Source organism: Herbidospora daliensis, assembly GCF_001570585.1.
GTDB lineage: Bacteria > Actinomycetota > Actinomycetes > Streptosporangiales > Streptosporangiaceae > Herbidospora > Herbidospora daliensis.
Genome location: NZ_BBXF01000005.1, coordinates 24642 through 36332, shown reverse-complemented (window position 1 = coordinate 36332; position 11691 = coordinate 24642). Strand labels below are relative to the sequence as shown.

Sequence of the window (11691 nt, the reverse complement as noted above, 5' to 3'; positions counted from 1 at the left end):
GATCACCCTCTTCAGGAAACGCGTGCGAGCTGCCGCACCTGCACCACGTACAGCACCCCTGCCCACCAGTACAGACCCGTACCCCAGATGACGAACGCCCACCCGAAAACCGCGCAGATCTCCGCATACCAGCTGGGGTGGGAGGCGAGGAACAGCAGAGGGAAGGCGTACATGAGGTTGGCGGTGGCGGCCTTGCCGAGGAAGTGGACCGGCAGCGCGTAGCCGTAGCCCATGCGGCGCAGGAACGGCACGGTGAACAGCAGCAGGACGTCGCGGCCGATCACCAGCGCCGCCAGCCACCACGGGATGATGTCGCGCAGCACCAGGCCGGCCAGGGTGGCCAGGATGTAGAGGCGGTCGGCCGCGGGGTCGATGAGGCGGCCGAGCTTGCTGGTCTGGTTCCAGGCGCGGGCGAGCTTGCCGTCGAGCCAGTCGGAGAAGCCCGCCACCATCAGCAGGGCGACGGCCCAGCCGTCGGCCTTCGGGCCGAGGATGAGCCAGAGGAAGACCGGCACGCCGAGCAGCCGCAGGAAGCTCAGCAGGTTGGGGATCGTGAAGATCCGGTCCTCGCTGGTTGTCACGACCCCGACCCTACATGTCGGCGGGACGGAAGTCGGGGCCGACCAAACCCAGACGGTGGGCGACCACGGCGACCTGGGTGCGGTTGCGCAGCCGCAGCTTCTCCATCAGCGCCGCGACGTGGGTCTTGACAGTGGTGACGCCGACGTGGAGGCGGGCGGCGATCTCCTGGTTGGACAGGCCGGTGCCGACCAGGGTGAGCACCTGGATCTCGCGTTCGGTCAGGAACGGGGGGCGTTCGGGGGCGCGCTGCTCCTCGGCCGACAGGGCCTTGGCGACGACGCGGCGCAGCACCGAGGGGGCCAGCAGCTGCTCGCCGTGGGCGGCCCGGCGGACCGCCTCGACCATGCGGTCGGGCGGATCGTCCTTGACCAGGAAGCCGGTCGCGCCGGCCCGGAGGGCGGCGTACACGTTCTCGTCCTCGGCGAAGGTGGTCAGCACGACCACGCGGGCCGACGGGTGGGCGGCCAGGATGCGGCGGGTGGCCTCCAGGCCGTCGACGCGCGGCATGCGCAGGTCCATCAGCACGACGTCGGGGCGTTCGCGCTCGACGACGCGGACGGCGTCGCCGCCGTCGGCCGCCTCGCCGCACACCGACACGTCTCCCGCGGCCTCCAGCATCATGCGCACCCCGGCCCTGACCAGCGCCTGGTCGTCGGCGACCACGACCCTGATCATCGGGCCGCCGCCTCGACCGGGAGGACGAAGGTCGCCACCAGGCGCCAGCCGCCGTCGGGGAGCGGGCCGGCGGTCAGCCGCCCGCCGAGCGCGCGGGTGCGCTCGCGCATCCCGGCCACGCCGTGCCCCGAGGAGGGCAGGTCGGTCGGACTCGTGCCTGGGGTGTTGCGGATCTCTACGACGAGCTCCTTCTCATCGGCCGTGACGCTCACCGTCGCCCGGCTTCCCTCTCCGGCGTGCTTGAGCACGTTGGTCAGTCCTTCTTGGACGATCCTGGCGGCCGACGCGCGGGCCACCAGGGCGGCCCTGGCCGTCTCGGGGGCGATGTCGAGCACCACCTCGACGCCCGCGGCGGTCACCCGGGCGGCGGCGTCGCGCATGACCTCGTCGGGGTCGGCCACCGGCAGCGTCGCGCCGGGGCCGGGGTCGCGCAGCACCGCGAGCAGGCCGCGCAGGTCGTCGAGGACCTGGTGGCCGGTGTCGCGGATGTCGGCCAGCGCCTCGGCGGCCGGGCCGCCCGCGCCGGCGTACTGGGCGGCGCCCGCGCGCAGCACGATCGCGCCGACGTGGTGGGCGACGATGTCGTGGACCTCGCGGGCGATGCGCTCGCGTTCGGCCAGGCGGTCGCTGCGGGCCCGTTCGGCCCGCAGTTCCTCCTCGCGGCGGGCGGCGGTGCGGCGTACACCGACATAGGCGCCGATCGCGGCCGGGGCCACGACCATGGTCGCGACGACGCCGTAGGTCAGGCCGGTGACGTCGCCCGTGGAGTCGATCACCGTGGCCAGGGTGACCCCGCAGGTCAGCAGGTAGCCCGCGCCGAGCCAGCGCCAGGTGGCCTGACTGGCGAACACCGCCAGGGCGACGAACAGCACGACCCGCAGGGTGTCGGCGACCGGGGGCACCAGGTTGTCGGCCAGCAGCACCAGGGCGCTCTCGAACAGCAGCACCGACCCGGGCAGCCACCGGATCGCGCCCAGGGCCAGCCCCGACAACACCGCCAGCAGGCCGACGCCGCCGACGCGCAGGTCGTGGCCGTCCCAGTAGGACCAGGTGCCGAGCACGGCGTAGGCGACGCCCCCGGCGGCGAACAGCACGTCGAGCAGGGGGGCCGGCTCCTCCTCCCGGTCGCGGCGGCCGGCCGCGCCCTGGAGGTAGCGCCCGATGAGCACCGGCAGCAGCACCACGCCGACGACGTAGTACCAGTAGTTGGTGGTGAACGCGATGCCGGGATCGGCCAGGTTGATCCCCGTGGCCAGGCAGGCGGCGACGGCGACCAGGGCGGTCCAGAGAAGGGTGCGCTGCCGGGCCACCACGCCGACCACTATCGGCAGCAGGATCTGGACGCCGTCGACCAGCCCCGACCCCGCATTGTCGAAGGCGACCAGCAGGGCGGCCAGCGTGAGGGCGACCGCGACGGGCCGGTGACGCAGGAAGACCAGCGGCAGGCCGGTGCAGAGGGCGATCAGCAGCACCAGCCGGCCGGACGCGGGCGGGTCGCCCGCCCACGACTCGCTCGCGAGCACCGAGAGCGCGACACCGGAGGCGGCCAGGACCAGGTCCGGCCACCAGGTGACGTGCCACCGGAGGTATGACATGAATGCACGGTAGCGGCCCAAATGGGCACCCGCTGCGCGCCTGTCCATTGGGCAGATTCAAAATGCGAGCCACAACCGGCCTCCGGCCGTCCGCGTCTCGCATCCGCCAAGTGGCCGGTCACTCAGGCCGTTTGGACGGCTCGGGCACTGCCCGGCGCCTCATACCTTGCAAGTCATGGCCAACGAATCAGCCCTCTTCTTCGGGCAGTTCATGCGCTCCCCCGCCTCCGTCGGCGCGATCGCCCCCAGTTCCCGCCGTCTCGCCGAGGCCGTGTGCGTGCCCATCCCGGAGCAGGGCGACCCCGTCGTGGTCGAGCTCGGGCCCGGCACGGGTTCCTTCACCGCGGAGATCCAGCGGCGGCTCGGCGGCCGTGGACGGCACCTGGCGGTCGAGATCAACCCCGCGCTGGCGGCCCACCTGTCCGACCGCCACCCGGGGGTCGAGGTCGTCGTCGACGACGCGTGCGGGCTGCCGACCCTGCTGGCCGACCGGGGGCTGGAGCGGGCCGACGTGATCATCAGCGGCCTGCCGTGGGCCGCGTTCTCCCCCAAGCTGCAGGACAGCCTGCTGAGCGGCATCCTCGGCTCGCTCCAGCCGGGCGGCGCGTTCACGATGTTCGCCTACGTCCACGCGATGCTGCTGCCGCCCGCGCTGCGGATCAGGCGGTCGCTGTTCGCCTCGTTCGAGGAGGTCGTGATGGGGCGGACCGTGTGGCCGAACCTGCCTCCGGCGTTCGTCTACCACGCCCGGAGGCCCCGCGCCCGGGGATAGAAACACGTTCTAGAATGCGGCATGGATTTCAGGCTGCCGGAGAGCGCGCGGGCCGTACGGGACGGCATCGGCGAGATCTGCTCCCACTACGACATGTCCTACTGGGAGCGGTGCGAGGCCGAGAAGCGGTGGCCTGAAGAGGTGTGGGCCGAGCTGGCCAAGGGCGGCTGGCTCGGTCTGGCCGTGCCCGAGGAGTTCGGCGGCGGCGGCCAGGGGCTGCTGGAGCTCGCGGTGGCGACCGAGACGTTGTCGGCGTCGGGGTCGGCCGGGGGTTCGGCGTTCACCTACGTGCTGACGCCCGGGTTCGGCGCGATGACGATCGCCCGGCACGGCTCCGCCGGGCAGAAGGCCGACCTGCTGCCGAAGCTGGCCGCCGGTGAGATCGAGACCTGTTTCGCGCTGACCGAGCCCGACGCCGGGTCGAACTCGCTGGCCATCACCACCTCGGCCCGCCTCGACGGGTCGGAGTTCGTGGTGAACGGGCAGAAGATCTGGATCACCGGGGTGCAGCGGGCCACCTGGATGCTGCTGGTCACCCGGACCATCCCGGCCGCCGAGGCCAAGCCGCGCACCAACGGGCTGACGGTGCTGCTGGTGAACGTGCCCGAGGCGGTGGCGGCGGGCACGTTGTCGTACCGGCCGATCCCGAAGATGGGGGCGAACACGACGCCGTCCAACATGGTGTTCTTCGACGACCTGCGGGTGCCCGCCCGCAACGTGGTCGGCGAGGTGCACGGCGGCGCGGTCGTGTTGTGGGACATCCTGAACCCCGAGCGCATCCTGCTCGGAGCCTCCGCGCTCGGCGGGGCCGAGGTCGCCCTGCGGGTCGGGGTCGAGTACGCCAGGCAGCGCGAGGTGTTCGGGCGGCCGATCGGGGCCAACCAGGCGGTCGCGTTCCCGCTGGCGGCGGTGAAGGCCAAGATCGAGCTGGCCCGGCTGATGCTCTACAAGGCGGCGTGGCTCTTCGACCGGGGCGAGCCGTGCGGGACCGAGGCCAACATCGCGAAGCTGACCGCCTCCCAGGCGTTCTGGGAGGCGGCCGACGCGGCGTTCCAGACCCACGGCGGCATGGCCTACTCGCTGGAGTATCCGGTGGCGCGGCTGCTGGCCGACGCCCGGATCGGGCTGGTGGCCCCGGTGACCGAGCAGCTGCTGCTCAACTACCTGGCCACGCAGGTGCTGGGGCTGCCCCGGTCGTTCTAGAACGACGCCCTGAGGCGGTCGGCGGCGTAGGCCCGCGCCTCGACCGCCTCGGGGAAGAAGCCGGGCAGGCCGAAGAAGCCGTGCAGGGTGCCGGCGAAGCAGCGGTACTCGGCGCCGAGTTCGGCGGCGTAGCGTTCGCACTCGGCGGTCAGCGGGTCGTGCTCGGCGGTGATCACCGTGGCCGGGGCCAGGCCCGACTTGTCGGCCAGCAGGGCGGGGGCGAAGCGCGGGTCGGTGCGGTCGGCGGCGCCGGCGTACTGGTCGAAGAGCCAGGTCACGCGGGCGGTCTCCAGGTTGTGGTGGCCCTCGTCGGCGAAGCCCTGGGTGTCGGTGCGCATCTCCGTACACGGATAGACCAGCATCTGGTGCGTGAGGGGCAGCCCGGCGTCGCGGGCCAGGGCGGCGCAGACGGTGGCGAGGTTGGCCCCGGCGCTCTCCCCCATGACCGCGACCGTGCCGTGGTCGGCCAGCACCTTCTCCAGCACCGCCCAGCAGTCGTCGACGGCGGCCGGGAAGGGGTGCTCCGGCGCGAGCCGGTAGTCGATCGAGACGACCAGCGCGCCCGTCTGGACCGCGAGGTCGCGGCACATCGGGTCGTCGACGTCGGCGCTGCCGAACACGAACCCGCCCCCGTGGATGTAGACGACGACCGGGAGGTCGCCGGGCGCCGGGCGGAAGACCCGGACCGGAACCCCGGCGATCTCGGTGTCGGTGATCTCGTGGAGCGGGATACGCGGGCTCCGGCCGTCGGCGTCGCCGTCGACCGGACGGCTCTCCCGGATCTCGGCGAGGGTCGGCGGGACGTAGTCGACGGCCGGGGGGAAACGGTCCAGGTAGGCGCGGGCCTGGTCGTGCAGTGTCATGCACCGCACCCTAGCCGCGCCTCCTCCATGCCCGGATGGACGGTCCCCCGGCCGCTGATCAGCAGCAGCAGGCCCGCGATCGGGCCCTCGACGCGGCGGCCGGAGCCCACCCGCCAGGCGCAGTCGGTCGCGACCAGTTCCCGGCCCGCGAAGGTCCTGCGCGCGTGGAACGGGGCGCCCATCGACCACACGCGGTCGGCCGCCGCCATCGCGGCCTCGGCCGGCATCGGGCGGTCGCGCCCCAACGGGACGGCCATGTCCTGGCCGTGGACCAGGACGTCGATGAGGGGCTCCAGGTGGCTGATGCCGGGAGCCTTGCGGCGTGAGCCGACCATCGCCCTGAGGTCTTCGGCGTAGGACTCGACGGGACGCCGCGCCGCCTGGACGGCGGTGTTGTGGATCAGGCGGTCCATGTCGCCCCGGGCCCTGAGCACCTCCCTGACCAGGGCGAGGTTGAGCCGGGCGTGGGCGAGGGTGAGATGGGCGGCGACCTCGCGCACCCGCCAGCCCGCGCAGAGCGACGGCGTCTCCCACTCCTCCTCGGTGAGCTCGTCGAGGAGGAGGGCCAGGGAGCGGCGTTCCTCGTCGATGGCGTGCCAGACGGCCTGTTCGTCCATGAGGACTCCCGTTGATATGATTCGATTCTCGAACAATATGGTTCGATACTCTGACTATGTCAACGGGTGCGTCCATGAACCTCGGCTTGCTCTGCTACTTCCCCTACCGGGCCATGGAGGCCCGGGTGATGGCGGCCGGCGAGGAGGCCGGGTTCACCTTCACCATCGCGCAGGGCCGCCTCCTGGCCCGCGTCGGCCCCGACGGCACCCGGATCGGCGACCTGGCCGAGCAGGCCGGGGTCACCAAGCAGACCGCGACGTTCCTGGTGAACCAGCTCGAGAAGGCCGGCTACGTCGAGCGGGTGCCCGACCCGGCCGACGCGCGGGCGCGACTGGTGCGGCTGTCGGAGGCCGGGTGGGCCGGGGTCGCCATCGCCCGGAAGGTCGAGGCCGAGGTCGAGGCCGAGTGGGTGGCCCATCTGGGCGAGGCCGACGCCGCCGCGCTGCGCCGGGCCCTGGAACGCCTCCGCGAGGTCACCGACCCCTATCAGTGATTCCCGTCATTCCCTACTATGTTTGCGGGCATGACCGAAGTGGCGCTGGCGTTGCTGGCCGGTTTCCTCGTGGCGGCGCTCGGCACCCCCGTCGGGGTCTCCGGCGCGGTGTTCCTGCTGCCGTTGCAGGCGGGCGTGCTGGGGGTGAGCGGGCCGGCCGTCAGCGCGACCAACCTCGTCTTCAACGCCGTCTCGACCCCGCTCGCGCTGCTGCGCGCGCCCCGGCCCGCCGGGCGGAGGGGCGAGCTGCTCGTCGTCGCGGGCGCGTGCGTGCCGGCGGCGGTGGCGGGGGCGTACGGGCGGGTGACGCTGTTCGCCGATCCGGCGCGGTTCCGGCTGCTGGTGATCGCGGTGCTGGCGCCGCTGGGCGTGCAGCTGCTGGTGCGGGCGGTGCGCGGGGCGCGGCTGCGGGACCGGGACGCGCCGCCCGTCGCGGCGTTCCGGCTGGCGCTGCTGGCGCTGGTCACCGGGATGGTCGGGGGCACGATCGGGATCGGGGGCGGGTCGATGCTCGCGCCGGTGCTGGTGGCCCTGGCGGGGCAGAGCGTGGCGCGGGCCGCGCCGCTCGCCCTCACGTCGACGCTGGCGACGTCGCTGAGCGGGCTGGTGGCGTACACGATGTTCGACGCCCTGCACATCGGCACGCCGCCGGCCGCGCCGGTCTGGCACGTCGGGATCGCGACCGGGCTCGGCGGGGTCGCCGGGGCGCTGGCCGGCGCGGCCGTGGCCCGGCGCATCGGGGAACGGGTGCTGACGCTGCTGCTCGGCACGACCGCGACGGTGACCGCCGCCGCCCACGTGGTGCAGCTGGCCCAGTGACGGCAAGGCCGTGTCAAGGCGGGGTGGCGATGCTGCCGGGAAACGTGCCTCCCCTCCTGGAGCGTTATGAGACACCTCCGGCGGCGGCTGCTGACCAGCGCCCTGATCGCCGCCTGTCTGTCGTCCCTGCTCACCTCTCCCCCCGCCGCCTCGGCGGATCCCCAGCCGCCGCCGGCCGCGCTCGGCCTGTCGGCGGTCCAGCCGGAGCTGCGCGACCGCGTGCTCGGCGCGGGCTGGCGCACCTCCTCCGACCTCGCCCTCGCCGCGACCGGTGACGCGACCGGCTTCCACGTGCTGACGGCCACGGCCGCCACGGGCTACCAGTGGCGGACCGTCGCCACGCTCAGCGAACCCGGCATGGACACCGACCAGTGGATCGGCAACGCCTGCCTGACCGGTTCCGGCGGCCGGATCGTGGCCGTCTACGCGCCGCGCCACTTCACCAACCGCCCGTGGTTGTTCGCCCGGGGCGCGTTCGCCGCCGTGATCGACGTCCGGACCGGCGCGGTCACCAAGCTCAAGGACCAGGTGACGCTCGCCTACTTCAACCCGGGGTGCGGGGCCGGCGACACGGTCGCGCTCACCCAGGGCGTCAGCGATCGGCAGGGCACCACCCGGCTGCTCACCGTCGACGCCGCGACCAACCGGGTGACCCGGGCCGTCGTCGCCGAAGGGCAGCTCACCTCGGCCGTGCCCGTGGGCGGCACGCTCGTCGCCGCGCACGGGACCGCACTCGTCGAGGTGGGCGGCGGCGGTGCGCTCCGGCAGCTGGCGGACACCGGCTCGGTGCCCTTCGACCTGCGCGCCACCGCCGACGGCGGGGTCGCCTTCGCCACCCGCGACGGGGCGTCGGTCCGGGTCCGGCAGCACCTCGCCGGGCAGACCCGCGAGCTGGCGTCCGGCCCGCTCGGCGAGCTGAGCGTGCGGTCGGGCACGAACGGCCGCGTCTTCCTCGTGGGCCGGGCCGACCGGACCGAGGCCCTGCCGCCCGGCGTCTCGGTGCTGGACGCCCCGGCCTCGGCGGCCGTCTCGTCGGAGGGCGGCCTGGCGATCACCGCCGCCGCGCGGCGGGGGCTGCGGAGCGGACCGCTCACGTCGGCCCAGGGCGACGACCGGCGCGGGGGCAGCCCCGGCAGGCCGGACGCCGAGCCCGTCGACATCACCGCCCAGGTGGTCGCGACCAGGGCCGACGTGGGCTTCGACGTGCTGCCGGACGCGGCCCCTCCGGGCCGTGTCGCCAACCCCCGGCTGGCCCTGGCCCTGCGCCCGGCGGGCACGGCCGCGACCAGCGCGGTGACCGGCACCGTCGACCAGGGGTACACGTGCGCCGTGCCGCGCAACGACCCGCAGGTGCAGGTGTACCAGCCGCACTGGCGTCAGGTGGAGTGGGCCGTCGACCAGCTGGTGTTCAAGAACCGGCTGGCGGTCTGGCGGCCGAACGGCTGGAAGGGCTCCGGCCTCGCCGGCTGGAACCCGCAGAACGAGTTCCCGATGCCGGACCTGCAGGGCGGGGGCCGGGTCCCGGTGTCGATCATGTTCGGCATCCTGGCGCAGGAGTCCAACCTCTGGCAGGCGCAGCGCAGCGTGCTGGAGGGCGAGACGGGCAACCCGCTCGTCGGCAACTACTACGGCGTCAACGTCTACGACAGCGACCCGTCGAACGACTGGGCGGTCGACTTCGCCAAGGCCGACTGCGGCTACGGCATTTCCCAGCAGACCGACAACATGCGCAGGAACAGCGGCGGGTGGAACGCCGACAAGCAGAAGCGGGTGGCGATCGACTACGTCACCAACATCGCGGCCGGCATGGCGACGCTCGCGGGCAAGTGGAACCAGATCTGGGCCGACACCAACGGGCTGGCCAAGGTCAACGACGGCAACCCGGCGAAGATCGAGAACTGGTATCTCGCGGTGTGGGCGTACAACTCCGGCTGGCACCCCAAGGCCGACGCGTGGGGACGCGACGGCAACGGCGAGCCGAACAACGGCGCGTGGGGGGTGGGCTGGCTGAACAACCCGGCCAACCCCGCCTACCGGCAGGACCGGCGGCCGTTCCTGCACGACAACTCCTACGCCGACGCCGGGCACCCGCAGGACTGGCCCTACCAGGAGAAGGTGCTGGGCTGGGCGGCGTGGCCGATCGCCAAGACCTACCTCGACCCCGCCACGAACAGGCCCGTCACCGAGGGCGGCTACAACTTCGCGTGGTGGACCTCCGACGGCTACCGCGCCTCGATCGTGCCGACCGTCTCCAACACCGGGTACGTCGACGTCAACGCCTTCTGCGCGCCGCCGTCGTCGGGGCCCGACCACAACGAGTGCCAGCCGCCGTCGTCGGGCGGCGGGCGCGGCACCTGCCTGCGGTCGGACTTCAAGTGCTGGTGGCACCTGCCGAAGGTGTGGAAGGACTGCTCGTCGGCGTGCGGCAACGAGGCGTCCCTGCGCTACGACTCCACCTGGTACGGCACCGAGCGCACCGAACCCACCGACCAGTGGATGCCGTGCCTGACCGCCGGCCTGCCCCCGGTCACCGGCGACACCGCCAAGCTCCTGATCGTCGACGACGTGACCGTCCCGGCGGTGCGCGGGGGCTGCGACAACAGCGGGTGGACCAACAGCGGCACGCTGTCGTTCGAGTTCGCCCAGGACTCGGCGGGCCGGGTGCCGGCCAGGGCCGACTTCCAGCAGCTCGGCAACGGGTTCGGCGGGCACGAGTGGTTCGCCTACACCCGGACGAGCGCCAGGAACGGCGACGTGATGCGGGTGACCGGCACCTGGAAGCCCAACGAGGACGTCAACGCGTGGGCCCGGGTGCTGGTGCACATCCCGAAGCGGCGGTCGGAGACGCAGCAGGCGCCGTACACCGTCAGCCTGGGCAACGGCCGCCAGATGACCCGCTACCTGAACCAGAGCCGGGAGCAGAACGGCTGGTACAACCTGGGCGTCTTCCCGTTCGCCGGCCGGCCGCAGGTGTCGCTCACCAACCTGAACCTGGAGGGCGACGGCTCGGCGGCCGTCTCGTGGGACGCGGTCGCCTTCCAGGTGCTCAAGAAGCGGCCCAAGCACTTCGTCGTCGCGATGGGCGACTCGATCACCTCGGGCGAGGGGGTCGGCAACTACCTCCCCGAGACCGACTTCGAGTACCGCACGCCGCGCTGGAACGCCTGCCGCCGCAGCAAGGACGCCTGGATCAGGCAGACGACGCTGCCGGGCGAGACGCAGACGGTCGGGCAGCTCGCCGACTCCTTCGACCCGAGGCTCGACTTCGCCTTCGTGGCGTGCTCGGGCGCGACGACGCGGGACATGACGGTGGGGCAGTACCAGTACATGACCCAGCCCATCAGTTCGTGGTCGGACTACCGGGGGCGGGCGGAGGGCCGGTTCCGTGAGGCGGCGCAGCTGGAGAGCGGCTACCTCAACGAGAACACCACCCTGGTCGCGCTGACCGTCGGCGCGAACGACACCGACTGGGACGGCGTCATCGCCGACTGCTACCTGTTCACCTGCGGTGACGCCAGCAACTACGAGAGCGACCTGCGGGCCGAGATCCTGGCCACTCTCAACACCCGGGTCGAGGCGGGCGACCAGGCCAACGTCGCGCACCTCCTCCAGGAGATCGAGGGCGAGGTCGACAACAAGAGCACCACTCGCGGCAAGAAGGCGAAGATCGTGCTGATGGGCTATCCCGACGTGTCCGGGAGCAACTCCTCGTGCACGACGTTCGACACCCAGGCGCAGGGCGTGCTGCGGCGGGCGAGCGAGTACTTCGTGACCGAGGCGAAGAACACGGTGCGGGTGCTGCGCGACGCCGGGAACGAGGTGTCCTTCGCCGACTCCCTGCCGGCCTTCCAGGGCCACGGCGTGTGCGACGCCGACCGATGGGTGAACCCGATCATGTTCACCAAGACCGGGCCGGGCGACTTCGGCGACTTCCGGGACGGCTGCGTCTTCGACGGCGGCCGTTGCGCGAGCCGCAGTTCGATGCATCCGACCAAGCGGGGCGCGACCGGGTTCGCCGCCGTGTTCGACGCCCACCTGCGCAGCTCGGAGGTGAACTACACGGGCTGGTAG

General features: G+C 72.8%; 10 protein-coding genes. 5 read left to right on the top strand and 5 right to left on the bottom strand.

Annotated features, from left to right (window positions below; all coding sequences use genetic code 11):
• Nucleotides 1–11 precede the first annotated feature (11 nt).
• Genes clsA through AW274_RS23340 form a run of 3 tightly spaced genes read right to left on the bottom strand, consistent with a single transcriptional unit; the run spans nt 12 to nt 2852 of the window.
• Nucleotides 12–581, bottom strand: a complete 570-nt coding sequence (gene clsA, locus AW274_RS23350; RefSeq protein ID WP_062332225.1) for a cardiolipin synthase ClsA — start codon at nt 579–581, stop codon at nt 12–14.
• A gap of 10 nt (nt 582–591) precedes the next feature.
• Nucleotides 592–1257, bottom strand: coding sequence for a response regulator (locus AW274_RS23345; RefSeq protein ID WP_062332222.1), 666 nt, complete (start codon nt 1255–1257; stop codon nt 592–594).
• A complete protein-coding gene (locus AW274_RS23340) occupies nt 1254–2852 on the bottom strand; it encodes a sensor histidine kinase (protein WP_083974719.1) in 1599 nt (532 codons plus the stop codon). The genes AW274_RS23345 and AW274_RS23340 overlap by 4 nt, the downstream gene beginning before the upstream one ends.
• Nucleotides 2853–3027: 175 nt before the next feature.
• Between AW274_RS23340 and AW274_RS23335 the strand changes: the two genes are divergently transcribed.
• Both AW274_RS23335 and AW274_RS23330 read left to right on the top strand, forming a co-directional pair.
• Entirely contained in the window at nt 3028–3624 is a 597-nt protein-coding gene (locus tag AW274_RS23335) for a class I SAM-dependent methyltransferase (RefSeq protein WP_062436289.1), read from the top strand.
• Between the two features lie 21 nt (nt 3625–3645).
• Entirely contained in the window at nt 3646–4827 is a 1182-nt protein-coding gene (locus tag AW274_RS23330; RefSeq protein WP_062436287.1) for an acyl-CoA dehydrogenase family protein, read from the top strand.
• Here AW274_RS23330 and AW274_RS23325 read toward each other — a convergent pair.
• Nucleotides 4824–5690 carry an alpha/beta hydrolase gene (locus AW274_RS23325; RefSeq protein WP_062436284.1) on the bottom strand — a complete coding sequence of 289 codons (867 nt, stop codon included), beginning with the start codon at nt 5688–5690 and terminating at the stop codon, nt 4824–4826. The two genes, AW274_RS23330 and AW274_RS23325, sit on opposite strands and share 4 nt — an antisense overlap.
• Entirely contained in the window at nt 5687–6307 is a 621-nt protein-coding gene (locus AW274_RS23320; protein ID WP_062436282.1) for a maleylpyruvate isomerase family mycothiol-dependent enzyme, read from the bottom strand. Before AW274_RS23320 ends, AW274_RS23325 begins: the two co-directional genes overlap by 4 nt.
• Before the next feature lie 74 nt (nt 6308–6381).
• Here AW274_RS23320 and AW274_RS23315 point away from each other — a divergent pair, with 74 nt between their 5' ends.
• From AW274_RS23315 to AW274_RS23305, 3 genes are all read left to right on the top strand, one after another.
• The gene (locus tag AW274_RS23315; RefSeq protein WP_232320292.1) at nt 6382–6801 is read left to right on the top strand and encodes a MarR family winged helix-turn-helix transcriptional regulator; all 420 of its coding nucleotides are present in this window, start codon (nt 6382–6384) and stop codon (nt 6799–6801) included.
• 30 nt (nt 6802–6831) lie between these two features.
• Nucleotides 6832–7620 carry a sulfite exporter TauE/SafE family protein gene (locus tag AW274_RS23310; RefSeq protein WP_062436278.1) on the top strand — a complete coding sequence of 263 codons (789 nt, stop codon included), beginning with the start codon at nt 6832–6834 and terminating at the stop codon, nt 7618–7620.
• Between the two features lie 66 nt (nt 7621–7686).
• Nucleotides 7687–11691 carry a golvesin C-terminal-like domain-containing protein gene (locus AW274_RS23305; protein WP_062436276.1) on the top strand — a complete coding sequence of 1335 codons (4005 nt, stop codon included), beginning with the start codon at nt 7687–7689 and terminating at the stop codon, nt 11689–11691.

Bases quoted from the DNA above. Each gene is read 5' to 3' on its own strand.
- AW274_RS23330 (WP_062436287.1), top strand. From the start codon at position 3,646: ATGGATTTCAGGCTGCCGGAGAGCGCGCGGGCCGTACGGGACGGCATC.
- AW274_RS23320 (WP_062436282.1), bottom strand. From the start codon at position 6,307: ATGGACGAACAGGCCGTCTGGCACGCCATCGACGAGGAACGCCGCTCC.
- AW274_RS23310 (WP_062436278.1), top strand. From the start codon at position 6,832: ATGACCGAAGTGGCGCTGGCGTTGCTGGCCGGTTTCCTCGTGGCGGCG.
- AW274_RS23315 (WP_232320292.1), top strand. From the start codon at position 6,382: ATGAACCTCGGCTTGCTCTGCTACTTCCCCTACCGGGCCATGGAGGCC.
- AW274_RS23335 (WP_062436289.1), top strand. From the start codon at position 3,028: ATGGCCAACGAATCAGCCCTCTTCTTCGGGCAGTTCATGCGCTCCCCC.
- AW274_RS23325 (WP_062436284.1), bottom strand. From the start codon at position 5,690: ATGACACTGCACGACCAGGCCCGCGCCTACCTGGACCGTTTCCCCCCG.
- AW274_RS23340 (WP_083974719.1), bottom strand. From the start codon at position 2,852: ATGTCATACCTCCGGTGGCACGTCACCTGGTGGCCGGACCTGGTCCTG.
- AW274_RS23305 (WP_062436276.1), top strand. From the start codon at position 7,687: ATGAGACACCTCCGGCGGCGGCTGCTGACCAGCGCCCTGATCGCCGCC.
- AW274_RS23345 (WP_062332222.1), bottom strand. From the start codon at position 1,257: ATGATCAGGGTCGTGGTCGCCGACGACCAGGCGCTGGTCAGGGCCGGG.